Here is a 26,320-nt window from a genome sequence, read left to right on the forward strand (position 1 = left end):
GCGGCAAAACCGCCAATTGCGAGGCATTTTGGCCACGCCCGGCACATATAGCGGGCGCGTCTGCTCCGCAAGGCGGGGCTTGCAGCCGTTGACCGGTGCCGCGCGACAATTGAAAAGCAGATCTCTGACACGCGAGTGACCGAACCATGAGCCAAACCGCCGCATCGGAACAGGAACCTGCCTTCATCGAGGTCGGTGAGGGCAGTGAGGCGCGCCGGATCGCGGTGCGGGCCCGTGCCGGCAGCAATCCCGGCCTTTTCTGGCTCGGCGGCTTCAAGTCCGACATGGCCGGCACCAAGGCGCTCACGCTCGATGCGTGGGCGGCCGAGCACGGCCGCAGCTCGGTCAGGTTCGACTATTCCGGCCACGGCGAATCCGGCGGCGAGTTCGCCGACGGCACCATCGGCCGCTGGCTCGAGGAGAGCGTGGCCGTGTTCTCGCAGTTCTGCAGCGGGCCGCAGGTCGTGATCGGGTCCTCGATGGGCGGCTGGATGGCGCTGCTGCTTGCGCGTGAGATCGCCAAACGGGCCAATGCCGGCGGCGGCAGTGCTTCGCTCGCCGGCCTCGTGCTGATCGCGCCGGCACCCGACTTCACCGAGGAGCTGATGTGGAAGGCCTTCTCGCCGGAGGTCCGCGCCGAGATCGAGGCCAATGGCATGTGGCTGCGTCCGTCCGAATATGGCGACGGCACGCCCTATCCGATCACCCGCAACCTGATCGAGGAGGGCCGCAACCACCTGCTGCTCGGCAGCAAGATCGACGTCGGTTGCCCGGTGCGCATCCTGCAGGGCGCGCAGGATCCCGACGTGCCGTGGAAGCATGCCTTCGCGCTGGTACACCGCCTGCCGGCCGAGGACGTCGTGCTGACCATGATCCAGGACGGCGACCACCGCCTGTCGCGTCCCCCGGACATCGCCCGGATCATCGCCGCGGTGGCGGAGGTCGGCTAAGCTTTCCGCTCAGGGAGAGAAGCCATGGACACGACAACAATGCTGCGTGCGTTCTGCGACGCGGTCGAGCAGCGCAACGGCAAGGCCTTTGCAAGTCTCTTCACCGAGGACGGCGTCTATCACGATGTGTTCTACGGTGCCTTCAAGGGCCACGGCAAAATCGCCGAGATGATCGACGACTGGTTCTACCGCACTGCGACCGATTTCCGCTGGGTGATGCACGATCCCGTCAGTGACGGCGCAACGCTCTACGCGCGCTACACGTTCAGCTACCGCTCGACCTTGCCGGAAGCCAAGGGGGCCCGCGCGATGTTCGAGGGTGTCGCGATCATGCGGCTGCGTGACGGCAAGATCACGGAGTACCATGAGGTCGCCAACACCGCGCCGGCCTTCGTCGATTTGAACTTCGCGCCGGAGCGCATCGCCAAGATCGTCGGCAAGCAGGGCGCGGAGCTGAAAGCGCGGCCGGAGATGCAGCGGCATCTGGTTTGACGTCATTCCGGGGCGCGCGAAGCGCGAACCCGGAATCCAGAAGTGTTGGCGCGAGATTCCGGGTTCATCGCTGCGCGATGCCCCGGAATGACGGCGGAGAATTACGGCGGCGGCGGATTGGTCATCGGCTTGCGCTGGGCGAGCGCCGCCACGGTGGAGGTGCCGATCGGGCCCTTCTCGTCATAGAGCCAGCATTCGCCGATCGCGATGCCGTCCGTGGCGTGGTGGTTGACGACCTCGAAGCCGATCCAGTTGGTCACCGGCAAACGATGCAGATAGATCGTGACGTCGCTGTTGATGTAGCCGAGGCCCTGGTCGCCGGCGTTCGCAAAGGGGCTGGCGAAATCCGCGCCGGTTGCGACATGGACGAACGGCGTCATCCTCACGCCGTCAACGAGCTCGCGCACTTCGCTCATCCAGAGCCGGCGCTCGCCGAGCGAACCCATATGGCCGACGATCGGCCGCGTCTCCCATTTGCCGTTCATGCCGAGCCTCGGATCGGTCGGCTTCGGAATCTCCGCCGGCGCGAGCACGTTCCAGTTCGGCGGCGACCACACATTGCCGGGGGCATTTTCCGCCCGGCGCAACAATTGGCAGGAGGCGCGCGCCATGCTGGTGCCGCCGGAGACAAACTCGGCCTCGATCATTTTGATGCGCATGCCGTCGCGCACAAGCTTGGTCGTCACCTCGATCGGCGTCGTGATGTTGGGCAGCCGGAACATGTCGACCGTCAGCCGCGCGGGGACGAAATCGTCGGAGCCGTGGCGCTCCTCGATGACGAAGGCGAGCAGGCCGATCACGACGCGGCCGTGCAGGGATTCCGGACTCCACGGTCCGTTCGCAACGGCCGTCGGCATGAAGCCGTCGCCGTGCCTGGTGAAGAAGGGCTGGTTTTTCATGGCGCGCGACCATGACGGGAATGGCGCGATGAAATCAAGACTCTTCACCCTCGTGGTGAGGAGCCGCGTAGCGGCGTCTCGAACCATGAGGCCCGGTCTGTGGCCTCATCCTTCGAGACGCGCTGCGCGCTCCTCAGGATGAGGGGACAGAGCCGTGCGCCACTCCTGCTGTACGGTGACGTCGGGCTCGCCGCCGGCCCGCGACGCCAGCGCCGCGAACGCATCGCGGGTGATCAGCTGCGACAGCGCCCACACCGCGGCGCCGCGCACCAGCGGGCTAGCGTCGTCGAGCAAGCGCCGTGCGTCACAGGCAAGGCTTGCATCGCCGGAGTTGCCGATCGCGATCAGCACATTGCGGATGAAGCGGTCGCGGCCGATGCGCTTGACCGGCGACTTCGTGAACAGCGCGCGGAAGGCGGCATCATAGAGCCGCGCCAACTCGCCGAGTTCAGGCGCGCGCAAACCATCGCGCGCGGCGAGCTTCTGCTCGCGCCCTGCTTGCGCGAACTTGTTCCATGGACACACCGCGAGGCAATCGTCGCAGCCATAGATGCGGTTGCCGATGCTCTTGCGGAATTCGTGCGGGATCGGACCCTTGTTCTCGATCGTCAGATACGAGATGCAGCGCCGCGCATCGAGCTTGTAGGGCGCGGGGAACGCCGCGGTCGGGCAGATGTCCTGGCAGGCGCGGCAGCTGCCGCAATGATCGGCCGCGGCATCATCGCGAGGCAGCTCGGTCGCCGAATAGATCGCCCCGAGAAACAGCCACGAGCCGAATTCGCGCGACACGAGATTGGTGTGCTTGCCCTGCCAGCCGATGCCGGCTGCCTGGGCGAGCGGCTTCTCCATGACCGCGGCGGTGTCGACGAACACCTTCACCTCGTCGCCGGTGATGGTGGCGAGCCAGCGCGCCAGGATCTTCAGCCGTTTCTTGATCACGTCGTGATAGTCGTCGCCCTGCGCATAGACCGAGATCGCGCCATGCGACCGGCGCGCGAGGATGTCGAGCGGGTCGTCGTTGGGCCCGTAATTGACGCCGAGCATGATGATCGAGCGCACGCCGCCCCACAGCACGCGCGGATCGGCGCGCCGCTCCGGATTGGCGGCGAGCCAGTCCATGTCGCCATGGCCGCCGGAGCCGAGGAATTCGAGAAAATATTTTCCGGCCTCGCTGGTCGCGTCAGGCGCGGTGAAGCCGATGGCATCGAAGCCGAGCGCATGCGCCTCGCGCTGAAGCGCGGCCTTGAGATCGGAAGGGGAGAGCCTGACCGCCGGGTTCAGAAGTCGAGGTCCACATAGGTGCGCGACGCCGGCACCCCCGCCAGCCATTCGCTGAGCAGCGGGCGGAACGACGGGCGGGACTTCACCCGCGCGTACCACGACTTTGCCGCGTCGTCCTCGCTCCATGGCACGTCGCCCAGATAATCGATCGCCGAGAGATGCGCCGCGGCGGCGAGATCCGCGTAGGTGAGGCGGTCGCCGGCGAGATAGTTCCGCGTCTTCGCCAGCCAGCCGATATAGCTCAGATGATAGCGCACATTGACCTTGGCGGCGCGCATGACGTCGGGGGCCGGCGGACCACCGCCATTGTCCTCGCTCATGAAGCGCTTGTAGATCCGCTCGGTCACCAGCGGGTTGGAGGCTTCCTCGAAGAATTTCTCGTTGAACCAAGCCATCAGCCGGCGCACCTCGACGCGCTCGGCCGTCGATGTCGGCAGCAGCCGCCGATCGCCGGCATCGAGGCCGTGCGCCTCGTCGACATATTCGGCGATCACAGGCGCGCCCGGGATCGGCGGAAAACCCTCGGCGATCAGCACCGGCGTGGTGGCCGCCGGATTGAGCGCCAGGAACGCCTCGCGCCGTTCCCACACCCGTTCCTCCACAAGGCGCAAATCGAGCCCATACTCGCCGAGCACGAGCCGAATGAAGCGCGAATGCGGACAGAAGGGATGGTGATACAGCGTATACATGAAGCCCTTGGTAGTTTCGCGGCGCTTAAGAAATCATCAACCTGTGCGGCCTGGACCTGTGCCTTGGCCAGACCAGTTCCGGTCGTCTCTATGTCGCGTCAGCACGCAAACCGGTAGCCATCCCCGCAGATGGTGCGGGTCACAAAAACGCTATAGCTCAGCAAATCGGCCGGGTAACCCATTGTTTGACGATTTTTTGCGATTGCGGCCAATGTGCGAATAAGCGAGAAGAATCCCGTTTTCCACACAGGGCAGGCCACAACATGATGACGGATATGCTGCGGGCGGTGATTCTCGGCATCATCGAGGGCGTCACGGAGTTCCTGCCGGTCTCCTCGACAGGCCACCTGCTGCTTGCGGAGCGCTTCTTCAATCTGGGCGAAGGCAATTTCTGGAAGAGCTTTGCGATCCTGATTCAGCTCGGCGCGATCCTCGCGATCCTCGCGCTCTACTTCGTCAAATTGTGGCGCGTCGCGCTCGGCATGTTCACCAATCCCGACGACCGCCGCTTCGTCATCGGCGTGCTGGTGGCGTTCCTGCCTGCCGTCGTGATCGGCCTGATCGCCGGCAAATACATCAAGGAGTTCCTGTTCAATCCGTGGGTGGTCTGCTTCACGCTGATCGTCGGCGGCGCCGTGCTGCTGTGGGTCGATCAGCTCGATCTCAAAGTGTACGAGGACGATGCGACCCGCTTCCCGCTGCTGATGTATTTCTGGATCGGCGTCGCGCAGTGCCTGGCGATGATTCCCGGCGTGTCGCGCTCGGGCGCCAGCATCGTGGCGGCGATGCTGCTCGGCGCCGACAAGCGCTCGGCGGCGGAGTTCTCGTTCTTCCTCGCGATCCCGACCATGGTCGGCGCGTTCGCCTATGATTTCTACAAGAACCGCGCCGACTTCACGTCCGACAATCTCAGCGTCATCGCGGTCGGCTTCGTGGTGTCGTTCATCACGGCGATGATCGTGGTGCGGGCGTTCCTCAACTTCGTCACCCGCCGCGGCTTCACCTTCTTCGCCTGGTGGCGTGTGATCGTCGGCACGCTCGGCCTGATCGCGCTGGCGATGGGACGGTAAGGGCACTCTGTCGTCCCTGCGAAAGCAGGGACCCATAACCACAGCTCTTTCAGTTCCGAAGATCTGTGGCCACAGCTCTGCACAAATCGGACATTCTTGGTTATGGGTTCCGGCTCGCGCTTCGCTTGGCCGGGACGACAAGTTGGGGGAGCTACGCGCTCTTCTTCTGGAACTGGCCGGTGGCGCGGAAGCGCCAGAGATATTGCGGGGCGATCGCTTCCATCGAATCCGGCGAGATGCCAAGGCCCGCGAAGGTCAGGCCGGCGGCCTTGGCGGCGTCGGACACCACATTGTCCGAACGCAGCATCGCGACCTGGTCCGGCGTCAGCGTGAACGGCCCCGGTGCGAACTGCAGGAAGTACGACTGGAACTTGGCGAGGCCGAACGGCAGCGGCGCCAGCATGCGATCGCGCTGGGTGATCTTGAGGATGATCTGCATCACCTCGCGCATGGTCAGCACTTCCGGCCCGCCGAGCTCGTAAGCCGCGCCCTGCTTCGCCTTGCCGTCCACGGCATTGGCCACGGCGACCGCGACGTCGCCGACATAGGCCGGCTGCACCGTGTTGACCCCGCCGCCGACCAGCGGCAGCACCGGTGACATCCGCGCCAGCGCCGCAAAGCGGTTGGTGAACTGATCCTCGGGTCCGAACAGCAGCGACGGCCGCATGATGGTGGCCTGTGGCAAGGCCGCCAGCACCGCCGCCTCGCCCTCCGCCTTGGCGCGGAAATAGCTCGAGGGCGAATCCGCGTCGGCTCCGATCGCCGAGACGTGGACCATCCGCCCGCCGGCAGCGGCCGCCGCCTTGGCGATGCTCTCGGCGCCCTTCACCTGCACGGCATTGAAGCTCTGCCCGCCGCCCTCGGCCAGGATGCCGACCAGGTTGATGGCGATATGCGAATCACGCATCGCCGCCTCGACCGAGGCCGGGTAGCGCACATTGGCCTGGACGGCATGAATCTGCCCGACACGGCCGAGCGGCTGCAGATGGCCGGCCAGTTCAGGCCGCCGCACCGCGACTCGGACGCGGTAATCGCGCTTGCAGAGCGCCCGGACCACGTTCCGCCCCAGAAAACCCGATCCGCCGAAGACCGTGACGAGCGTGTCCAGGTTCGATGCCATGGGGTGATTCCTGTGGGATTCGAGAGCGATTGACGTGGGTTAACCGTCTGGCGATACGCCATCGGCCTTATCCTGTACAGGGTATTTGAATTTCCAATCGCGAATTTGACAAGCGCGCAACCGATCCTTACTAAGCCGCTCCACATGCCCAGGTGGCGGAATTGGTAGACGCGCTGGCTTCAGGTGCCAGTGGCTTAACGGCCGTGAAGGTTCGAGTCCTTTCCTGGGCACCACCCCCTTTTTAAGCGATTGAAATCGCTCGCGTTCGGTGTGCCGTGTGCCATCCGTGAGCGTTACGTCGAAGCCTTCCAGCATGATCCTGGCTCGAAGGGCGCTTGCATAGAACATCAAGGCGCTCGATCGCGCGGTAACGGATGGCGAATAGGGGACATCGAGCCCCTCTGCCGTCCACGCGATGCATGCTCGAGCGGCAGCCAGACATTCGAGCGATCTTGGAGAAGAATGCGCCTCTGTTGTAGGCTTCGCCGGTGGTCGATTTGAATGTATTTCAAGGAGATAGATCATCATGATGAAGAGGCAGATCGTCGTGTGGGCGGCGGTTTTGATGACAGGCGGCGTTACCGCCGCTTCAGATGTGCTTGCGCAAGGCGTTGGTGCGCAAGTTCCGCGACCGACGATCCAAGGGGGCGCTTTGAATCAGAACATCAAGCCGCCCAACAATACTTATTTTGACAGCCGTCCCTCGACAGCTCCGCAGACGATGAATCCGAACAGCGCGGGTTTCTCCGCTAGCGGCCCCCGTACAGGGCCCAGGTACATCGGAAACGTCAAATGATGCAGAAGGGCCGCCTCGGGCGGCCTTTCGCATTGGGCATGTCGTCCGGCCGCGCGGCGACCGGCAAGGTCAGCTGTCTTCCGGTAGCGCATCCGGAATCGCCACGACTTCGACTCTGTCCCCGATCTTCATTCCGACACCTGAGACGGGCGGGTACGATCACACGATTTGCCGCCCCGCACGCCGCGCGATCGGCTTCTGCACGAAATACATCGCGATCATCGAGATCATCGTGCTCGCGACCACGACATAGCCGATCCGGTTGAAATGCAGCAGCGAGCCGTCCGGATTTTCGGCGACGATCGCGGCTGCAAAGACCGAGCCCAGCCCGCCCGACAGCTGCTGCACGGATGCCGAGATCGCGCTGAACGATCCGCGCTGGCTGGCGTCGGGAATCGCCGACATCAGCGCCTGGGACGGGATCATGCGCGAGAAAATGCCGATGAACATCAGCACATTGACCACGATCGCGGTCAGCAGCGAGACGTGGCCGAGATTGGTGTAGATCAGCACCATGATCACCGTCACCACGCAGCCGAATGCGAAGGTCGGATATTTGCCGAACGCATCGCTGGCGCGGCCGACCAGCGGCCCGATGATGATGCTGAACAGGCCTGAGACGAGATAGATCGTCGGCAGGTGGACGATGTCGATGCCGAGATTGTGCACGGTGAAGGCGCTGCCGAACGGCATCAGCATGAAGCCGCCGGTCGCGAGCAGCGTGGTCACCAGGAAGGCCAGCGTGTAGCGCGGCTGGCCCACGGTTGCGATCAGATGGCGGAACGGATTGCTGTCGTGCTGCAATTTGAGATGGGCATCGACCGGATGCATCGCGATCGCAATCGCCGCGATCGCGGCAATCGACAGGCCGACGATGGCCACGAAGCAGATGTGCCAGTTCCAGTGATTGGCCAGGAACAGGCCGGCCGGGACGCCGAGCACCTGGCTCGCGGCGAACGCCGTCTGCAGGACGCCCATCGCGCGGCCGCGCTGTTGCAGCGGGAACAGGTCGGTGACGATGGCAAGCACGACGGAGCCGATCACCCCGCCGAAAACGCCGGTGACGATGCGGCCGAGCAGCAGCACGTGAAAATTCTGCGCCAGCGCGCAGAGCACGGTGCCGAGCATGAAGCCGACATAGAAGAACAGCAGCAGCCGCTTGCGGTCGAAGCGATCGGCAAAGCCGGCGGCGAGGACGCCGGAAATGCCGGCCGCGAACGCGTAGGCCGAGACCGCGACGCCGAATTGCCCGGCCGTGATGTTCAGCGACGGCATCAGGATGGCGCCGAGCGGCGACATGATGATGAAATCGAGGATCAGCGTGAATTGCGTGAAGGCGAGCAGCGCGATCAGGAACGATTGGTAACGCGAGAAGCCACGCTCCTGCTGGTCGTCGTCGATCGGCGCAGCGATGGTCTGGTCGGACATAAGGCTCGTTTCATTGGGGAGGCCGGTGCTGGCCGGCAACAGATAGGGAGGGCGCGGCCGGATTTCATGGGGCACGCGGGCAACAGTTCCCTCGAAATCGAACGCGTAGCGGCAATGACTTGGCCCCGACCTGGCCGCGTGCCCACGTCGAACTTGGCGAGAAAATGGGGGCAGCGGCGCGCCCGAGACGCCATGGCGATTGTTTCCGGTTGTGTCGGTCGATAACTGCAACGGGTGAATGCTGTACTTCACAACCTTGGAAGAGTACGCACGTCAAGCGTGTGAATCAGACCGATGCATCTAATGGTTCCGTCTGTGGCGGCTGCGCAACAGGTCGCTGCAAATCGCTTCAAGCTTGAACGGAGCGGATCAGCGGAGCTGAGAGCGGGGCGGGGGTAGCAGATGGCGGCGAGGCCGGGGGCTCGGCTTCGCGCCGACGGTGGAGTAGGGGCATGGTTTCCTCGCGGCTCGCGGCGATCCTGTCGTGCACGGCCTTGGGTGGCGGTTGTCTGTTGTCCACGTCGCCGGCGTTTGCGGCCTGCGACAGTCTCGCGCCAGCGAGCGGGCAGACGGTAACCTGCTCGACCGCAGCGCCGAATCCCTCGCCGACCGGCGTGCAGGCCGTTGCCGGCAGCTCGAACGTCACCGTGAACGTGCTGCAGGGCGCCGGCATCACGCCGGGCGCCGGAGCGACCGCGATCGGCCTTGTCTCCAGCAGCGCCGCCACCAACAACGGCACGCTGACCATCAGCGGCGGTGGCACCGGCATCTTCGGCAGCGGCGACGGCAATGTCTTCACCAACGGCGCGTCGGGCGTGATCACGACCTCGGGCGCCGGCAGCAATGCGATCGCCGCCAGCAGCAACGGCAACACGCTGATCAACAACGGCACGATCACGACGCAGAACGGCACCTCGCGCGGCCTTGCCATCACCGGTCTCACGCAGCACAACAACAACACGCTGATCAATACCGGGACGATCACCACCCAGGGCCCGCAATCGCACGGCCTTTTTGTGCAGACCGGCGACAGCAACACCTTCACCAATAGCGGCACCATCACCACGGCCGGCGCAGGCGCCCGTGCCATCTTCTCCGCCGGCCAGTTTGCGACCATCACCAATACCGGCACGCTGCTGACGACCGGTGGGGACGCGGGCGGCACCGCCAACAACACCGTGTTCATGCAAGGCAATGCCGGCGTCCTGCGCAACAGCGGCACGATCGAGGCGCGCGGCGTCAATGCCGACGGCGTGTTCTCCAACACCGCCGGATCGTCGTTCACCGCCCGCATCGAGAACCTCGCCGGCGGCAAGATCATCAGCCAGGCGGGACCTGCGATCCGCACGCTCAACGGCGCCACCACCATCGTCAATGCCGGCCTGATCGCCGGCAACAGCGGCACGGCGCTCGCGGGCGGCGGCGGCGCGGTGACGATGATCCTGCAAACCGGCTCGCAGATCGTCGGCCTTGCCGACGGCGGCGGCGGCGGCAACCAGGTGCGGCTGCAAGGCAGCGGCACGGTCGACAATGCGTTCGCGCGATTCCAGACGCTGACGATGGAAGGCAATGACTGGACCTGGGCCGGTACCGGCACCTTCGCCAACACCTTCGTCAACAGCGGTTCGCTGACGCTGCAGACGTCGCTGACCGGCAATGTGTCGATTGCGGCCGGCACCAGCCTGCTGGCAGGCAACGGCGCCAATCCGTCGAGCACGCCGTTTCCGGGCGGCCCGCCGATCACCGTCACCAATGCCGGTGTCATCAACCTGACCAATGGCGGCGCCATTGCGGCGAACAGCCTGACGATCGCGGGCAACTATGTCGGCAATGGCGGCGGGCTCTATCTGCGCACCGTGCTCGGTGGCGATGGTTCGCCGTCGGATCGGCTCGTCATCTCCGGCGGCAATGCGTCGGGCTCGACCGCGGTGACCGTCACCAATGCCGGCGGCGCGGGCGCGTTGACCACCGCCGACGGCATCATGGTGGTGCAGGCGGTCAACGGCGGCACCACGGCTGCGGGTGCATTCGGCCTCTCCAACGCCGTCGTGGCGGGCGCGCATGAATATCTGCTGTTCCGCGGCGGCGTCTCCGCCGGCAGCGCCAACAACTGGTATCTGCGCTCGGCATTGTTGCCCGGCACGGCCTCGCCTGCGCCCCCGGCTGCGCCTGCACCGGCGCCGCCTTCATCGCCCAACGTGGTGCCGCCGCCTCCGGGGCTGCCCGCGGAAGATCTATCGTCGCTGACGCCGCCGCCGGCAGGCGCCGCGCCGGTCCAGCTCTACCGTGAAGAGGTGTCGGTCTATTCGGCGCTGCCGCAGGTGGCACAAAAGCTCGGGCTGGCGACGCTCGGCACCTTCCATCAGCGCCAGGGCGATCAAGCCTTGCTGACCAGCGGCGGCGAACAGCCGGCGGCGTGGGCGCGTGCCTACGGCTCGCACAGCTCGCAGAGCTGGGCCGGCACGGTCAGCCCCGCCTTCGACGGCACCATGGCCGGCGTGCAGGTCGGCGTCGACATCCTGCGCTTCCAGTCCGCGCCCGAGCATCATGATCGCGCCGGATTCTTCTACGCGTATGGCTGGGCCAGCGGCACCATCAACGGCTTCGCGCTCGGCCTGAACGACGTCCGCACCGGCACGCTCTCGATCGACAGCCAGAATATCGGCGGCTACTGGACCCATGTCGGCCCGTCGGGCTGGTATGTCGACGCCGTGCTGATGGGCAGCTTCTACGGCGCAAGCCCGCAGTCGGATCGTCAGGTCGGCGCGCGGGTGTCGGGCACCGGCGTCGCCGCATCGCTGGAGGCCGGCGCGCCGATCCCGCTGAACAGCTTTCTCGCGATCGAGCCGCAGGCGCAGCTGATCTGGCAGCGCCAGTCGTTCGACAGCTTCAACGACATGTTCTCGAGCGTCGCGCTCGGCAGTGCCGATACGCTGACCGGGCGGCTCGGCGTGCGCGTTCCGGCAACGTTCGTCGTCGGCACGGCCGAATTGCGTCCCTATCTCGAGGCCAATCTCTGGCACACCGCCGCGAATGACCGCAGCATCGCGTTCGCGACGACGGACCTGATCGGCGTGCAAAGCCGCGGCACCGCCGTCGAGATCGGTGCCGGCGTCTCCGCGCAGCTCAATCGCACGATCAGCGCCTATGCAAGCGCCGGCTACACGACCTCGGTGGACAGCCTCCATCGCGAGGACATCACCGGCCGCTTCGGCCTGCGCGTCAGCTGGCAGTGATGGCGCGCCCGCGTGGGGGCGCGCGGCGGGATAGCAACCCATTGTCTCCGCTGCACAATGGCGGTACACCCTGAACTATCTGTGCCGGAACAATTAAGGATTCCCGCTGCTCGTGTCCGGTCCTGACCGGCCCCGATGCCAGTGCGATCCGAAGACTGGCGCATGCTCGCCTGTCGGCGGATTGGACGGTAGTTTATTCCGACGGCGATTCGACGAGGTTTTTGACAGCATGACCATCCGCCTGCATCGCGGCGACCTGCCCGATCTGTCCCGCTACACCGACTCGGTGGCGATCGACACCGAGACCATGGGGCTGCATCCGCACCGTGACCGGCTCTGCGTGGTGCAGATGTCGAACGGCGACGGCACCGCCGACGTGATCCAGATTCCGAAGGGCCACACCGATTCGCCGAACTTGAAGGCGCTGCTCGCCAATCCCGGCATCACTAAGATCTTCCATTTCGCACGGTTCGACGTCGCGGTGCTCTACAACACGTTCGGCGTGATGCCGACGCCGGTCTATTGCACCAAGATCGCCTCGCGCCTGTCGCGCACCTACACCGATCGCCACGGCCTGAAGGACCTGGTGCGCGAGGTGCTGAACGTCGAATTGTCGAAGCAGCAGCAGTCGAGCGACTGGGGTGCACAAAGCCTCAGCGAGGCCCAGCTCGCCTACGCCGCCTCCGACGTGCTGCACCTGCATGCGCTGCGCGACAGATTGAATGTCATGCTCGCGCGCGAGGGACGGACAGATCTCGCCCAGGCCTGCTTCGACTTCCTCCCCGCCCGCGCCAGGCTCGATCTCGACGGCTGGGAGGCCGAGGACATTTTCGCCCATTCATGATGCGCGCCGAATTCGTCGCGGCGGGGGCAGTTCCGCCCCGTTTCGGCCAAACTGTTCACGCGTGGTCCGGTGCGGGGGCGCGAGGCGAGGTCCGGGCTGCATATTTGGGCGGCTCCGGCTAGAATAGGGGCAGTTTCGCGCCTCTGGAGCTCAGGTGAATTCGGTTCAGAATCCAGCCTATGTCACGGGCCTCGAGGCGCGCTTTGCCGCCGCCGCGCGGCACAGCCGCATGGTGCGGATACTGCGCGTCGCGGTGCCCGCGATGGTCGGGCTGGCGATGGCCGTGGTTATCTACATCGCGCTCTTCAATCCGTTCCACGACCTGATCCCCAAGCTGCCGCTCGAGATGGATAACCTCGTCGTGTCCGGCACCAAGATCACGATGGAAGCGCCGCATATCGCCGGCTTCTCCAACGACGGACGGCCTTATGAAATGTGGGCCAAGGCGGCGATCCAGGATGTCACCGATCCTGACCATGTCGAGCTGAAGACGATCCGCGCCAAGGTGGCGCAACAGGATCAGTCGACAGTGACAATGGATGCGCGCACCGGCTTCTTCGACAACAAGAAGCAGCTGCTCGACCTGCGCCAGGACATCTTCCTGCAGTCGTCCACCGGCTATGAGGCCAGGCTGACGCAGGCCTTCGTCGACATCAACAAGGGCAACGTGTCGTCGGACGAGCATGTCGACGTCAAGCTGCTCGACGGCACGCTGACCGCCGACAGGCTCCGGATCTACAACAGCGGCGAGCTGGTGCGGTTCGAAGGCAATGTCGTGATGAATCTCGACAAGCTCGGCGACAACAATGCCGCCCCGCCGGCTGAGCCCGCTCCACCGCCGCCGCCGCCGTCACCGAAGCCACGCAAGTCCGCCAACACGAAATGATTTTGATGATGAGACGTTTTCCGCACGGCATGGCAATTGCGGCGTTCCTGTTCGCGCTTTTCGCCGCGAGTGCTGCGTTCGCGCAGGGCTCGATGAGCGGCGTGCCCAACGCCATGCAGGGCTTCTCGCAGAACCGCGACCAGCCGATCCAGATCGAGGCTGCCTCGCTGGAAATGCGCGACAAGAAAAAGGAGGCGACCTTCGCCGGCAACGTGAAGGTCGTGCAGGGCGACACCACCATGACGTCGAAGACGCTGGTCGTGTTCTACGAGGATAAATCGACCCAGGCGCCGGCGCCCGCCCCGACCGGCACCAAGGGGGCGGCCGCCAAGGGCGCCGCGCCGATGCAATCGGCAACCCCGGGCCCCGGCGGCGCCTCCTCGATCAAGCGGCTGGAGGCCAAGGGCAATGTTGTCGTGACCCAGAAGGACCAGGTCGTCACCGGCGAGACCGCGATCTTCGACACCAAGACAAATTTGATCACGATGCTCGGCGGCGGCGGCAGCCAGGTGGTGCTGACCCAGTGCCAGAATGTGCTGCGCGGCGACCGCCTTTTGGTCGACATGACCACCGGTGTCTCGCGCGTCGAAGCCGACAATGGCAAGGTGCAGGGCCTGTTCATCCAGTCGCCGGGCGGACAGAGCGGCAAGTGCGGCACGCCGGCCGCCCCCGGCTCAGCCCCGGCCCCGTCGCCGCTGCAGCTGATTCCAGGCGGCAAGTCCAAGTAAGCCTCACGTAAGGTCAAGCAGAATCAATCAGTTAGATAATATTCTGCGGCCGCGAGGTTGAAGCCGGCGGGGCGAGACTGTATCTACTGCAGCGGCCCGGCCGAACAATGCGCCTCGAGGGGATTATGTTGGCCGGGACAGGGGCATCCATTCATTCAAGGCGCGGGTGATCGCGCTTTGCCGTGTTGTTCGAGCATGATCTCCGCGCAAACGCGTCCGCTTTTGTCGCGCGGGAAGGCCGGTATTCAGATTTCCGGCTCATGCTTGCGGCGTCGCATGCGAATCGATCGATGCGCAGGCAAGGTCGCGGGATCACCGTGAAAGGCTGAAGCGAAGCGGGGATGGTGGATTTTCTCGGCATGTTCCGGCGGCGCTCTGCGAAACGCAGTACCGGATTTGCGCGCTCGCATGACGACATCACGGCGCTCGACGACCAGTTCGGCGAGATGCTGACGTCTCCGGTGCGTGATGCGCCGCCGATGGCGCGCGCCGCGTCGGCTCCCGGCGTCGAGCTGCCGCGATCCCAACCGGCAGCAGCACCGGCGCGTGCGAGGCCGGCCAGGAACAGCGCGCCCGCCGCGCCGCAGCTGATCAAGCGGCCGGGCTATCTGGCTGTGCATAGCGTGGAAAAGAGTTTTGGCAGCCGCCAGGTCGTGCGCGGCGTTAGCATCTATGTGCGGCGTGGCGAAGCGGTCGGCCTGCTCGGGCCCAACGGCGCCGGCAAGACCACCGTGTTCTACATGATCACCGGGCTGATCAAGGCCGATCGCGGCGCCATCGAGCTCGATGGCCACGACGTCACCAAGCTGCCGATGTATCAGCGCGCGCGCCTCGGCATCGGCTACCTGCCTCAGGAAGCCTCGATCTTCCGCGGCCTGTCGGTCGAGCAGAACATCCGCGCGGTGCTCGAGGTCGTCGAGCCCTCGAAGAAGAAGCGCGAGCACGAGCTGGATTCGCTGCTCGACGAGTTCAACATCACGCGGTTGCGCAAGAGCCCGTCGATCGCGCTGTCCGGCGGCGAGCGCCGCCGCGTCGAGATTGCGCGCGCGCTGGCGACGCGCCCCAATTACATGCTGCTCGACGAGCCGTTCGCCGGCATCGACCCGATCGCGGTCGGCGACATCCAGGACCTCGTCCGCCATCTCACCAACCGCGGCATCGGCGTGCTCATCACCGACCACAATGTCCGCGAGACGCTCGGCCTGACCGATCGCGCCTATATCGTCTATGCCGGTGAAATCTTGACTGAGGGAAGCCCGGAGGAGATCGTTAATGATCCCGATGTACGCCGGCTTTACCTTGGCGAGGAATTCCGCCTCTAGCGCTATTTTCCGATCCGTCAAGCCGTGTACAAGGGCTTCGGACTAATATAAGCAAGAATCGAGCCAACTTTTAGGATCGTTCTTGCCTCCATGGCGCTGACCCAAAGACTAGAGTTCCGCCAGTCGCAGTCGCTGGTGATGACGCCGCAGCTGATGCAGGCGATCAAGCTGCTGCAACTGTCGAACCTGGACCTGTCGGCCTTTGTCGAGGAAGAGCTGGAGCGCAATCCGCTGCTGGAGCGGGCCGCCGACGGGCCGGAGCCGCCGGTGGCGGGCGAGCCGGCCATGGAGCGGCCGGACTACGGCGATTCCGACGGTTCCGGCAGCTATGGGGACGATGGCGACGTTTCCGACATGGCCGCCGGCCCAGGCGGCGAGGCCGCCTTCGAGCCCGGCCAGGAGGAATGGCTGAACCGCGACCTCGGCAGCCGCGCCGAGATCGAGCAAACGCTCGATACCCGCCTCGACAACGTGTTTTCCGAGGAGCCGGCGGAAGCGGCGGCGCGCGCCGCACAGGATGCACCGCCATCGGTCTACACCGAATGGGGCGGCGGCGCCTCCAGCGACGACGAGTACAATCTCGAAGCTTTCGTGGCGGCCGAGCTGACGCTTGCCGACCACCTCGCCGAACAACTCGCGGTGGCGTTCTCGGCGCCGGCGCAGCGCATGATCGGGCAGTATCTGATCGACCTGGTCGACGACGCCGGCTACCTGCCGGCCGATCTCGGCCAGGCCGCCGAGCGGCTCGGTGCGTCGCAGCAAGCGGTCGACGATGTCGTCGCCGTGCTGCAGAAATTCGATCCGCCGGGCGTGTGCGCGCGAAACCTGAGCGAATGCCTCGCGATCCAGCTGCGCGAGCTCGATCGCTACGATCCGGCGATGCAGGCACTGGTCGAGCATCTCGACCTGCTCGCCAAGCGCGACATCGCGGCCTTGCGAAAGCTCTGCGGCGTCGACGACGAAGACATCACCGACATGATCGCCGAGATCCGCCGGCTCGATCCGAAGCCCGGGCTGAAGTTCGGCACTGCGCGGACGCAAACGATGGTGCCCGACGTCTATGTGCGTCCGGGTCCCGACGGCGGCTGGCACGTCGAACTCAACAGCGACACTCTGCCGCGCGTTCTGGTCAACCAGACCTATTACGCTGAGCTGTCGAAGACGATCCGCAAGGACGGTGACAAGTCGTACTTCACCGACTGCCTGCAGAACGCGACCTGGCTGGTCCGCGCGCTCGATCAGCGCGCCCGCACCATCCTGAAGGTCGCGACCGAAATCGTCCGCCAGCAGGATGGCTTCTTCACTTATGGCGTCGCGCATTTGCGGCCGCTCAATCTGAAGGCGGTCGCGGACGCGATCCAGATGCATGAATCGACGGTGTCGCGCGTCACCGCCAACAAATACATGGCGACCAATCGCGGCAGTTTTGAATTGAAGTATTTTTTCACCGCCTCGATCGCGTCGGCCGACGGCGGCGAGGCGCATTCGGCCGAGGCGGTGCGTCACCACATCAAGCAATTGATCGACGGCGAGGCGCCGTCGGCAATCCTGTCCGACGACACGATCGTGGAACGTTTGCGCGCCTCGGGCATTGATATCGCCCGCCGCACCGTTGCGAAGTACCGCGAGGCGATGCGGATACCATCCTCGGTGCAGCGCCGCCGTGACAAACAGAGCATGCTCGGTAATGCCCTTTCGGCCCCTGCCTCCTCGTCCGACCGGTCGCGCGATACAGCCCCCGTTTAGGTTACTTCTTGAGCGTGACCCCATCCGGGTACGGAGCGGGCCATGCGCTCGTTGCGTTCGCGCCAAATCGGGATAGTCTCAATCTTTCCAGGTCGAGCGTCGTCCAGAAAGGGAGGTAACCGGAAGCAAGCATCATGCTCCTGCAAGAGTGATCGAGGCATCCAGCAATTGAGGCATCAAATGACCCTTCGAATCTCGGGAAAGAGCATCAGCATCGGCGAGGCGCTTCGCGCGCGCGTCAGCGAGCGCACCGACGAGGTCCTGCGAAAGTATTTTGATGGCAACTATTCGGGTCACATCACGCTGAGCAAGGATGGCTTCGGCTTCCGAACCGATTGCGCGCTGCATCTGGATTCCGGCATTACGCTGGAAGCCGAATCCAATGCCACCGACGCCTATGCCAGCGCCGACGCCGCGCTCTTGATGATCGAGAAGCGTCTGCGCCGCTACAAGAGCCGGCTCAAGGATCGTTCCGCCCGCAAGACCTACGCCGCGACTGCCGCGCTTGCCGAATTGAACGGCGTCGGGCTCGACGCGCCGAGCTACGTCATCGAGGCGCCCGAGAACGAGGACGAGGTCACCGAATACAGCCCGGTGATCATTGCCGAGGCAACCACCGCGTTGAAGCGGCTGTCGGTCAGCGAAGCCGTGATGGAGCTCGATCTGACCGGCGCCTCCTGCCTGGTGTTCCAGCATGGCGGCAGCGGCCGGTTGAACATCATTTACCGCCGTACGGATGGCAATGTCGGCTGGGTCGATCCGCCGGCGGTGAGCCCTTGAGGATAGTTGGCAGATGGCATTGACGTCCGAAGCCAGCCCTGCTTATGGTCCGCCGCCTCCAGGAACAAGGGGGGCGGAACAGGGTTCGCAGGTGTTGGCACCGCCGATACGTTGGAGTAGAAGCCCTGCCAACCGGACCCGGGCTAAGCCCGCATCCCACCTCATCTTCTTGACGCCGCCGCTGTAAAGCCTATTTCGCAACCTGACGGTCATTCACCTCGGAACGTCCCAATGCCGATTACCGATCTGGTCGCACCCGAGGCGATTCTCCCGGCTTTGAAAGTCATCAGCAAGAAGCAGGCGCTGCAGGAACTCGCTGCGCGTGCCTCCGCTCTGACCGGGCAGAATGAGCGCGCCATCTTCGAGGTGCTGCTGCAGCGCGAGAAGCTCGGCACCACGGCGGTCGGCTATGGCGTCGCCATTCCGCACGGCAAGCTGCCCAAGCTGGAGAAGCTGTTCGGCTTCTTCGCCCGCCTCGAGCGCCCGATCGATTTCGAGGCGATGGACGGACAGCCGGTCGACCTGATCTTCCTGCTGCTGGCACCGGAAGGCGCCGGCGCCGACCATCTCAAGGCGCTGGCGCGGATCGCCCGCCTGCTGCGCGACCAGGACGTCGCCAAGAAGCTGCGTGCCTCGCGCGATGCGCAGGCGATCTACTCCGTGCTCGCGCTGCCGCCGGCGAGCGCGGCTTAATCATCCGAATTCGCGAATTCGTCTTCGCGCAACTGTCACCAAGACATAGACTGCGCGCCACGCGGTGGCGCACATCAATGCGCGATCGTTTCAATCTCCGTTGCCCGGATGGAGCGAAACGCAATCCGGGGAAATCTCGCAACTGGCGCGAATCCCGGATTTCGCTGCGCTTCATCCGGGCTACGAAGCTCCATCCGGGCTACGAAGCTGCACTTCGCGATTCTCTCAACAGATCGTCGGCAGCAGACGGCGGACCTCGTCGAGCAGATCGGGCACGGCCTTCTCGTCATTGGCGAGATGCCGGAGCAGCGCGCTCTGGAACAGGCCGTCGAACAGCGCATAAAGCGCCGCCGGCGACGATGCCGGCCGCTTGTTGCCGAGCTCGGCGTAGCGCGTGGCGATACGCCAGATCATCGCTTCCAGGCTCTTGTCGATCTCGAGCACGTCCTTGCGGAACGCCGGCTCGAACATCGCCTGCGAGCGCAGATCGTACCAGAGCCGATGCATGCGCGCTTCGTTCTCGAGCGTGGCCGCGAGCTTGGCGAGGAAGCCTTCGGTCAATTCGTCGCGGCTGCGTGCTGTCGTCACCACCTCGTCATAGCGCGTCACGCATTTCGCCTTGTAGTGACGGACGCAGCAGCAGATCAGGTCGAGCTTGTCGCTGAAGTAGTAGTGAAACACGCCGTGCGTGAATGCGGAGTTCTGCGCGATCTCGCGCAGGCTGGTGCGCGCGAAGCCGAGTTCGCCAAGCGTTTCCAGCGCGGCCTCTGCGAGCTCGACGCGCCGCGCGTTGAACTTCTCGTCGCGCAACGCCTCGGCCGCCACAGCCACGCGTTGGGCCGCCCCTGTCGCTTGCCGCGCCATTCCGTGCCTTCCCTCTGCTTCTTCCCTCGAGCAACTATACCGCGGCGACCGCGGCGCGCTCCATCTCTTCACAATCATCCTCTTTGACACTTGTCAAATTCAGACTTGACAAGTGTCAAGTTTCTGGATGAGGGTTGGCGCAATAATTTGGACAACCGTCAAGACGGCTGACCAATCGAGAAATAGGAGGAGATGCACCGCCGGGCGCGCCAACGCTGCGCCCCGCTGACGCCGGCCGCCACCACCAGTGCACCCAGAATGCGCAGACCGCCGTCCCATGCTGCCGCGGCCAACGGCACGCCGATCAAATCACCAAGCAAAGGGAGGACTAAGTGATGAGTGGGAAGAGCCTTGAAGGCAGGAAAGCCCTGGTCACCGGCGGCGCCCGGGGGATTGGCGCGGCGATCGCGCAGGCATTGGCGCGGTCCGGCGCCGCGGTCATGATCGGCGATATTCTCGACGACACCGGCAAGGCCAGCGCCGCCGAGATCGCCAAGGCCGGGGTGAAGACCGGCTTCGTCAAGCTCGACGTCACTGACGATGGGCAATGGGAACGGGCCGCCGCAGCGACGGTCGAAACCCTCGGCGGCTTCGACATCCTGATCAACAATGCCGGCATCGAGATCACCTCGCTGGTTGCCGACATCAAGGCCGAGGACGCGCGCCGCATGTGCGACGTCAACATCGTCGGCACCGTGCTCGGCATGAAGCACGCCTTCCGCGCGATGCGGCCGGGCGGCGCCGCGGGCAAGGGCGGCGCGGTCGTCAACATCGCTTCGGTGGCGGCGACGATCGCGTTTCCGAGCATCGCGGTCTATTCCGGCACCAAATCCGCGGTCGACCGCATGACGCGCGTCGGCGCGATGGAAGCCGGCAAGCTCGGCTACGGCGTGCGCGTCAACTGCATCTATCCCGGCCTGATCCCGACCGACATGGGTCTGCAGCTCGCTAATGACATCGTGAAGATCGGTCTCGCGCCCGACGTCAACGCCGCGGTCGGTTCGGTGGTGGAGCAGACGCCGCTCGGCAAGCTCGCGGAGGTCTCCGACATCGCCGACGCCGCCGTGTTCCTGTGCTCGAACGATGCGCGCTTCATCACCGGCATCGGCCTGCCCGTCGATGGCGGCATGGGCATGTAGCAACAACGCCGACAATAAGCATTTCGGAGGATCGCAATGAGCGAGAAGAAGCCCGTCATCGTCTATGGCGCTTCCGGCTATACCGGCCGGCTGGTCTGCGAATATCTGCGCGAGTACAACATTCCCTTCATCGCCGCCGGCCGCAGCGCCGAGAAGCTCGACGCCGCGATGAAGTCGAACGTGGCCGGCATCGAGACCGCCGACTACGAGGTCGTGTCGGTGCCGCACACCGTGGCCGCGCTGACTGAATTGTTCAAGGGCGCCTCGGTGGTGCTCAACACCGTGGGCCCCTTCGCCAAGTTCGGCGGCGAGGTGGTGCAGGCCTGCCTGGCTGCCAGGTGCCACTACACCGACACGACCGGCGAGCAGGACTGGCTGATCACGCTCGAGCACGAGTTTGGTACGAAATTCGCCAATGCCGGCCTGTTGCTGGCGCCGGGCATCGCGCAGATGTACACCACCGGCGAGATTGCCGCGCAGCTGTGCCTTGAGACGCCCGGCCTCGACACGCTCGATATCGCCGTGTTCTGGGGCGGGAGCCCGACCATCGCCTCGACGCAGACCATCCTGGTCAACGCCGCGATGGCCAAGGCGTACTACCTGGAGCAGAACAAGTACGTCGAGCATCAGCCCGATGCCGGCCTCTACAACCTCGCCATCCCCGGCCAGCACGAGCTGGCGCTGGCGCTGCCCTGGGGCGGCACCTCGCACCCGGTGTGGTTCAAGCAGGATCCGCGCGTCGCCAACGTGAAGGTGCTGGGCGGCGTGTTCAATCGTGCGCTCATGCTGGGCGTGCCGCAGATCGTCGCCGCCGCGCTGGAGGCGACCAAGGACATGAAGCCCGACGAGCGCTACGCCGCGCTGGCGCAGACCGCTGCCGGCGTGATGAACACCATGCCGCCGCGCGAGAATCCGCGCGTCAACAAGTCGCTGGATTCGGTGTATGCTTCCGGCCCGCTGGGGCGCGCGCACTGCGTCATCTACGGCAACAGCAACTACAAGCAAACCGGCATGCTGCAGGCCTATGCTGCCGCGCACCTGCTGCAGCAGCCGCCCAAGCGGGTGGGTTTCGCCTCCGGCTGCCAGGCGTTCGGCCATCGCGAGCTGCTCGGGCAATTGCGCAGTTTTGGGCTGGTCGGCAAGCCGGTCCTGACCGTGCATGATTGAGCTTGAGCCCCGCTCGGATCGGGGCTCAACACTCCGCTCCCTGAAGCGTTTTCGTCTTGCTCGAAAACGCTCCTCCCGCGGGTGACGCGTAGCGCGTCACCCGCCTCTTGCGCGAGACCTGTCATGCGCTTCATCGATTATCTCGACAAGGGTACCTCGCTCGGCGCCGACGCGCCGTGTCTCACCATGGACGGGCGAAACCTCAGTTACGGCGACGTGCAGCGGCTGAGCTACCGGATCGCGCGCGGGCTCGAGCAGTCAGGCATCGCTCCCGGCGAGAAGGTCGCGATCCTGTCCGGCAACGATCCGCTTGCTTTCGCCTGCGTGTTCGGCATCTCGCGTGCGGCTGCTGTGTGGTGCCCGATCAATCCGCGTAACGAGGCGGCCGAGAACAAGTTCATTCTCGACCAGTTCGACTGCAGCCTGCTGTTGTTTCATTCGAGCTTTGCGCCGATGGTCGAGGCGGTCCGGCAGGACCTGCCCAAGCTGCGCGCGCTGGTCTGTCTCGACGCCGAGTTGCCATTCGCGCCGTCGTTCGAGCGCTGGCTCGGCGGGCTCGCCGATGAAGTCTATCAGCGCGCCACGATCGACGATCTCGCGATGATCCCGGGCACCGGCGGCACCACCGGCAAGCCGAAGGGCGTGATGCTGTCGGGACGCAACATCGAGGCGATGACCGCGCTGACCCTGATGGGTTACCCGTTCAAGGGCCGCCCGATTTATCTCGCGCTGGCGCCGCTGACGCATGCCGCCGGCGTGCTCTGTTTTCCGATCATGACGCTGGGCGGCCGCGTCGTGATCATGCACCACCCTGACATCGGCGAGTTCCTGGCGCTGATCGAGCGTTATCGCGTCACCCACACCTTCCTGCCGCCGACCGTGATCTACATGCTGCTCGATCATCCCGGACTCGATGCGGCCGATCGCAGCTCGCTGCAATGTTTCTGGTACGGCGCGGCACCGATCTCGGCGACGCGGCTCGCCGAAGCCCTGAAGCGGATCGGGCCGATGGCGCAGCTGTTCGGCCAGACCGAGGCGCCGATGATGATCTCGATGATGCCGCCCGCCGATCACTACAATCCGGACGGCACCATCGCGATGGAGCGACTCTCGTCGGCCGGGCGGATCGGCCCGCTGGTGCAGGCCGGCGTCATGGATGGCGACGGCAAGCTGTTGCCGGCGGGATCGCGCGGCGAGATCGTGGTGCGCGGCTCGCTGGTCATGGAAGGCTACTACAAGAACCCGGAGGCCACGCGCGAGGCTTCGGCGCATGGCTGGCACCACACCGGCGATATCGGCTACGTCGACGGCGACGGCTACCTGTACATCGTCGATCGCGCCAAGGACATGATCATCACCGGCGGCTTCAACGTGTGCTCGATCGAGGTCGAGAACGCGTTGCGTGCCCACGAGGCGGTGCAGGATTGCGCCGTCATCGGATTGCCCGACGACAAATGGGGCGAGCGGATCGTCGCCGTGGTGCAGCCGCGCGCCGGCCACACCGTCGATGCGTCAGCGCTCGCCGCCTTCGTCAAGCAGCAGATCGGCAGCATCAAGACGCCGAAGCAGATCGAGGTCTGGGACGATCTTCCGCGTTCCAAGGTCGGCAAGGTGCTGAAGCCGGACATCCGCGCGCGGCTGGTGCAACGGTTCTGATCCACTTCGCTCGAAAGTGCTTTGTCCCGAACGTGTATTGACAACCAGCCGATGACGCCGGAAGACGGACGCGCGCAACATTGCGTGCGCGAACCAAGGGATGACTGATGTCCCGCGATTTTCGCCTTGATCGCGTTCCCGTCGACGTTCTCGCTTACGAGCTCGCCGAGGAGAGGGCGAGTGCGCTCGGCCGCATGGGCCGCGCGCTGGAACAGGCGCTCGCCAGGCTGCGCGAGTTCGATGCCGCCCATCCGCGCGATGAAGTATCGACGTCCACACAACAAGCACGGCGCCTCCTGGTGCGGGAGGCCGGCCATGTGCTCTGGATGTTCGTGGTGCAGCGGGAGGCCTGCGGGCTGCGCAACAACCGCATGCTGATGCGCGACTACAACGTGCCCGGCGAGGTGCAGCTCAGCATGGGCCCGCTGCTCGCCACGTCGACCACATCGCCATAAAAAATGCGCGGGCCGCCTCGGTGACGAGGCAGGCCCGCGCATTGAATTCGCGGATGCTGAATTCAGCCGTAGATTTGCGTCAGTGGACGCTGACGGCCTGCAACTCGTTGCTCCATGCGTTCGCGACTGCGGCTTCGCGGCTGTCGGTCAGCATGATCGGCGTGCCGTCGGCGGCGTGCAGTGCGAACAGTTTGAGGCCCGGCGCGATCTTCGGCGCCTGCGGAAAGAGATCTGGCACGTCCTCGGAGCGGACCTGCTTCACATAGGCGATATGACCTTCACCCAGATGGGCCAGCGCTTCCGGCGTGACGCTCTCGGATTCGATGGTGGTGGTACTCAGTTCACTCATGGTCTCGACTCCTCAGTCAGATAAGCGGTCGAGTCCGCTCGTTGTTTCTATTATTCGTGCTCACTGATAGCGATTGTCTTAATGACCCGTTCAGGTTCCGGCCTGGCTAGGTCAATCGACAACAACCCGTTCTTCAGATCCGCGCCCAGCACCTGCATCCCCTCCGCCAGCACGAAGGTGCGCTGGAAGTGGCGCGCGGCGATGCCGCGATGGATGTATTGCCGAGCCTTGTCGTCCTGCTGGCGGCCGCGGATGACGAGCTGATTTTCCTCAATAGTTACATCGAGTTGGTCACGGGTGAAGCCCGCCACCGCTAGCGTGATGCGCAGCCGTTCAGGCTGCCCGTTGGTACGGTCGCACCGCTCGATGTTGTACGGAGGATAGCCGTCGGCGCCCTTCACGACGCGATCGAGCGCACGCTCGATCTCGTCGAATCCCAGAAGGAACGGACTGGACAACGATGGAACACGAGACATTACAAAGTCCTCTCGAAGCGACTTTGAGGGGCCCTTGCGGCGCCCCATGCAACCGGTGGGCCGTCTGGCCTCCGGTCAGTGAGGGATATGGGGGCGATCTGGATAGCGTTCAAGCAGCCCCGAAACCAGCCTAAACGCCCGCAACATGGGGGTAAATTCTTCCCGATCGGTTACTCCCCGACGCGCTTGCGGCCGTCGGCGGTAAAAAGATGCAGCTTGTCGCGGGGGGCGACGGCCCGGATCCGCTCGCCGATGGCGGGACCCGAGACGCCGGGAACCCGGACGATCACCTCGCCCGGCGGCAGCTCGCCCGGATTGGCGGCAACGCCCTGCTCCTCGCGCTGGCGGCTGCCATAGACGAAGGTCTCGGCGCCGACATGCTCGATCGCCTCGACGGTGAGGCCAAGCGCGACGCCGCCGGATCCGGTCTCGCTCGAGATCACGAAATCCTCCGGCCGGATCCCGACAATGCCCGCGCCGTCGGCGCCCGTGATCTGGGACTTCAGCTCGTCCGCGCGCAGCGGCATCAGGTTCATCGGCGGGGCGCCGATGAAGGAGGCGACGAAGGTGGTCGCCGGCTTCTGGTAGATGTCCAGCGGATTACCGACCTGCTCGACCTGGCCGCCGTTCATGACGACGAGAATGTCGGCGAGCGTCATCGCCTCGAGCTGGTCGTGGGTGACGTAGATCGACGTGGTGTTGAGCCGGCGCTGCAGTTTGCGGATCTCGACCCGCATCGCGATGCGCAACTTGGCGTCGAGGTTCGACAGCGGTTCGTCGAACAGGAACACTTTCGGCTGGCGCACGATGGCGCGGCCCATCGCGACGCGTTGGCGCTGGCCGCCGGAAAGCTGGCGCGGCTTGCGCTCCAGCATCGGCGAGAGCTCGAGGACGCGCGCGGCTTCCTCGACGCGGGTCTTGATCTCGGCCTCGGCCATGCCGCGGTTGCGCAGGCCGTAGGCCATGTTGTTGTAGACGCTCATATGCGGATAGAGCGCGTAGTTCTGGAACACCATCGCGATGTCGCGATCGGCGGGCTCGACCTGGTTGACGACGCGGCCGCCGATGTCGATCTCGCCGCCGGTGATGGTCTCGAGCCCCGCGACCATGCGCAGCAGCGTGGACTTGCCGCAGCCGGATGGGCCGACCAGCACGCAGAACTGGCCGTCGCCGACATCGACATCGACGCCCTTGATGGCCTCGAAGCCGCCGGGATAGGTCTTGCGGACGCTGCGCAGCGTGACGTTAGCCATG

General features: G+C 65.0%; 25 protein-coding genes and 1 tRNA gene. 17 read left to right on the forward strand and 9 right to left on the reverse strand.

Annotated features, from left to right (window positions below):
* Positions 1-146 precede the first annotated feature (146 nt).
* Positions 147-950: an alpha/beta hydrolase gene (locus QJT82_RS23370; protein WP_028341734.1), complete on the forward strand. Its 804-nt coding sequence runs from the start codon at positions 147-149 to the stop codon at positions 948-950.
* A 24-nt stretch (positions 951-974) separates the two neighbouring features.
* Positions 975-1,442 (forward strand): nuclear transport factor 2 family protein, encoded by a 468-nt coding sequence (locus QJT82_RS23375; protein ID WP_028341733.1) that lies wholly within the window; start codon positions 975-977, stop codon positions 1,440-1,442.
* Between the two features lie 101 nt (positions 1,443-1,543).
* Here the strand turns inward: QJT82_RS23375 and QJT82_RS23380 are convergent, their stop codons facing one another.
* The 3 genes from QJT82_RS23380 to QJT82_RS23390 all read right to left on the reverse strand — a co-directional run bounded on the left by QJT82_RS23380 (position 1,544) and on the right by QJT82_RS23390 (position 4,311).
* On the reverse strand, positions 1,544-2,341 hold the full coding sequence (locus QJT82_RS23380; protein ID WP_028341732.1) for an acyl-CoA thioesterase domain-containing protein: 798 nt from the start codon (positions 2,339-2,341) through the stop codon (positions 1,544-1,546).
* Positions 2,342-2,446: 105 nt separating this feature from the next.
* Positions 2,447-3,670, reverse strand: a complete 1,224-nt coding sequence (gene queG / locus QJT82_RS23385; protein WP_051447942.1) for a tRNA epoxyqueuosine(34) reductase QueG — start codon at positions 3,668-3,670, stop codon at positions 2,447-2,449.
* Complete coding sequence (locus QJT82_RS23390) at positions 3,619-4,311, reverse strand: glutathione S-transferase family protein (protein ID WP_028341731.1); 693 nt, start codon at positions 4,309-4,311, stop codon at positions 3,619-3,621. Before QJT82_RS23390 ends, queG begins: the two co-directional genes overlap by 52 nt.
* Positions 4,312-4,574: 263 nt before the next feature.
* Here QJT82_RS23390 and QJT82_RS23395 point away from each other — a divergent pair, with 263 nt between their 5' ends.
* Entirely contained in the window at positions 4,575-5,381 is an 807-nt protein-coding gene (locus QJT82_RS23395; protein WP_028341730.1) for an undecaprenyl-diphosphate phosphatase, read from the forward strand.
* A 151-nt stretch (positions 5,382-5,532) separates the two neighbouring features.
* Here the strand turns inward: QJT82_RS23395 and QJT82_RS23400 are convergent, their stop codons facing one another.
* Complete coding sequence (locus QJT82_RS23400; protein ID WP_028341729.1) at positions 5,533-6,501, reverse strand: complex I NDUFA9 subunit family protein; 969 nt, start codon at positions 6,499-6,501, stop codon at positions 5,533-5,535.
* Positions 6,502-6,647: 146 nt separating this feature from the next.
* On the opposite strand from QJT82_RS23400, the gene QJT82_RS23405 reads away from it, so the two are divergent.
* Positions 6,648-6,734, forward strand: a tRNA-Leu gene (locus QJT82_RS23405).
* Positions 6,735-7,027: 293 nt separating this feature from the next.
* Positions 7,028-7,297, forward strand: coding sequence for a hypothetical protein (locus tag QJT82_RS23410; RefSeq protein ID WP_035631882.1), 270 nt, complete (start codon positions 7,028-7,030; stop codon positions 7,295-7,297).
* A 159-nt stretch (positions 7,298-7,456) separates the two neighbouring features.
* Here QJT82_RS23410 and QJT82_RS23415 read toward each other — a convergent pair whose 3' ends face one another.
* Positions 7,457-8,725: an MFS transporter gene (locus QJT82_RS23415; RefSeq protein WP_028341728.1), complete on the reverse strand. Its 1,269-nt coding sequence runs from the start codon at positions 8,723-8,725 to the stop codon at positions 7,457-7,459.
* A 452-nt stretch (positions 8,726-9,177) separates the two neighbouring features.
* Here QJT82_RS23415 and QJT82_RS23420 point away from each other — a divergent pair, with 452 nt between their 5' ends.
* The 8 genes from QJT82_RS23420 to ptsN all read left to right on the forward strand — a co-directional run bounded on the left by QJT82_RS23420 (position 9,178) and on the right by ptsN (position 18,960).
* A complete protein-coding gene (locus QJT82_RS23420) occupies positions 9,178-11,961 on the forward strand; it encodes an autotransporter outer membrane beta-barrel domain-containing protein (RefSeq protein WP_051447941.1) in 2,784 nt (927 codons plus the stop codon).
* Between the two features lie 229 nt (positions 11,962-12,190).
* Positions 12,191-12,805, forward strand: a complete 615-nt coding sequence (locus tag QJT82_RS23425; RefSeq protein ID WP_028341727.1) for a ribonuclease D — start codon at positions 12,191-12,193, stop codon at positions 12,803-12,805.
* 154 nt (positions 12,806-12,959) lie between these two features.
* Entirely contained in the window at positions 12,960-13,691 is a 732-nt protein-coding gene (lptC, locus tag QJT82_RS23430) for an LPS export ABC transporter periplasmic protein LptC (RefSeq protein ID WP_028341726.1), read from the forward strand.
* Between the two features lie 29 nt (positions 13,692-13,720).
* Positions 13,721-14,419, forward strand: a complete 699-nt coding sequence (locus tag QJT82_RS23435) for an LptA/OstA family protein (protein WP_080686797.1) — start codon at positions 13,721-13,723, stop codon at positions 14,417-14,419.
* Positions 14,420-14,760: 341 nt separating this feature from the next.
* A complete protein-coding gene (gene lptB, locus QJT82_RS23440) occupies positions 14,761-15,741 on the forward strand; it encodes an LPS export ABC transporter ATP-binding protein (protein WP_028341724.1) in 981 nt (326 codons plus the stop codon).
* A 90-nt stretch (positions 15,742-15,831) separates the two neighbouring features.
* Complete coding sequence (gene rpoN, locus QJT82_RS23445) at positions 15,832-17,487, forward strand: RNA polymerase factor sigma-54 (RefSeq protein WP_028341723.1); 1,656 nt, start codon at positions 15,832-15,834, stop codon at positions 17,485-17,487.
* 180 nt (positions 17,488-17,667) lie between these two features.
* Positions 17,668-18,267, forward strand: coding sequence for a ribosome-associated translation inhibitor RaiA (raiA, locus tag QJT82_RS23450; RefSeq protein ID WP_028337939.1), 600 nt, complete (start codon positions 17,668-17,670; stop codon positions 18,265-18,267).
* 231 nt (positions 18,268-18,498) lie between these two features.
* Positions 18,499-18,960 (forward strand): PTS IIA-like nitrogen regulatory protein PtsN, encoded by a 462-nt coding sequence (ptsN, locus tag QJT82_RS23455; protein WP_016843543.1) that lies wholly within the window; start codon positions 18,499-18,501, stop codon positions 18,958-18,960.
* 225 nt (positions 18,961-19,185) lie between these two features.
* Here ptsN and QJT82_RS23460 read toward each other — a convergent pair whose 3' ends face one another.
* Positions 19,186-19,824 carry a TetR/AcrR family transcriptional regulator gene (locus QJT82_RS23460; RefSeq protein ID WP_051002754.1) on the reverse strand — a complete coding sequence of 213 codons (639 nt, stop codon included), beginning with the start codon at positions 19,822-19,824 and terminating at the stop codon, positions 19,186-19,188.
* A gap of 335 nt (positions 19,825-20,159) precedes the next feature.
* Here QJT82_RS23460 and QJT82_RS23465 point away from each other — a divergent pair, with 335 nt between their 5' ends.
* The 4 genes from QJT82_RS23465 (at position 20,160) to QJT82_RS23480 (ending at position 24,241) form a co-directional block, all read left to right on the forward strand.
* Positions 20,160-20,963 carry an SDR family oxidoreductase gene (locus QJT82_RS23465; RefSeq protein WP_028341721.1) on the forward strand — a complete coding sequence of 268 codons (804 nt, stop codon included), beginning with the start codon at positions 20,160-20,162 and terminating at the stop codon, positions 20,961-20,963.
* A 36-nt stretch (positions 20,964-20,999) separates the two neighbouring features.
* Positions 21,000-22,130 carry a DUF5938 domain-containing protein gene (locus QJT82_RS23470; RefSeq protein WP_028341720.1) on the forward strand — a complete coding sequence of 377 codons (1,131 nt, stop codon included), beginning with the start codon at positions 21,000-21,002 and terminating at the stop codon, positions 22,128-22,130.
* 123 nt (positions 22,131-22,253) lie between these two features.
* Entirely contained in the window at positions 22,254-23,786 is a 1,533-nt protein-coding gene (locus tag QJT82_RS23475; protein ID WP_028341719.1) for an AMP-binding protein, read from the forward strand.
* A 107-nt stretch (positions 23,787-23,893) separates the two neighbouring features.
* Positions 23,894-24,241, forward strand: coding sequence for a DUF6665 family protein (locus QJT82_RS23480; protein ID WP_028341718.1), 348 nt, complete (start codon positions 23,894-23,896; stop codon positions 24,239-24,241).
* A gap of 79 nt (positions 24,242-24,320) precedes the next feature.
* On the opposite strand, the gene QJT82_RS23485 is transcribed toward QJT82_RS23480, so the two are convergent.
* From QJT82_RS23485 to QJT82_RS23495, 3 genes are all read right to left on the reverse strand, one after another.
* Positions 24,321-24,590, reverse strand: a complete 270-nt coding sequence (locus QJT82_RS23485; protein WP_016843536.1) for a DUF1150 domain-containing protein — start codon at positions 24,588-24,590, stop codon at positions 24,321-24,323.
* A 50-nt stretch (positions 24,591-24,640) separates the two neighbouring features.
* The gene (locus tag QJT82_RS23490; protein ID WP_028341717.1) at positions 24,641-25,066 is read right to left on the reverse strand and encodes an Hsp20 family protein; all 426 of its coding nucleotides are present in this window, start codon (positions 25,064-25,066) and stop codon (positions 24,641-24,643) included.
* Positions 25,067-25,236: 170 nt separating this feature from the next.
* On the reverse strand, positions 25,237-26,319 hold the full coding sequence (locus QJT82_RS23495; protein WP_028341716.1) for a sn-glycerol-3-phosphate import ATP-binding protein UgpC: 1,083 nt from the start codon (positions 26,317-26,319) through the stop codon (positions 25,237-25,239).
* Position 26,320 lies beyond the last annotated feature (1 nt).

Source organism: Bradyrhizobium sp. Mp19 (genome assembly GCF_029952935.1).
GTDB lineage: Bacteria > Pseudomonadota > Alphaproteobacteria > Rhizobiales > Xanthobacteraceae > Bradyrhizobium > Bradyrhizobium elkanii.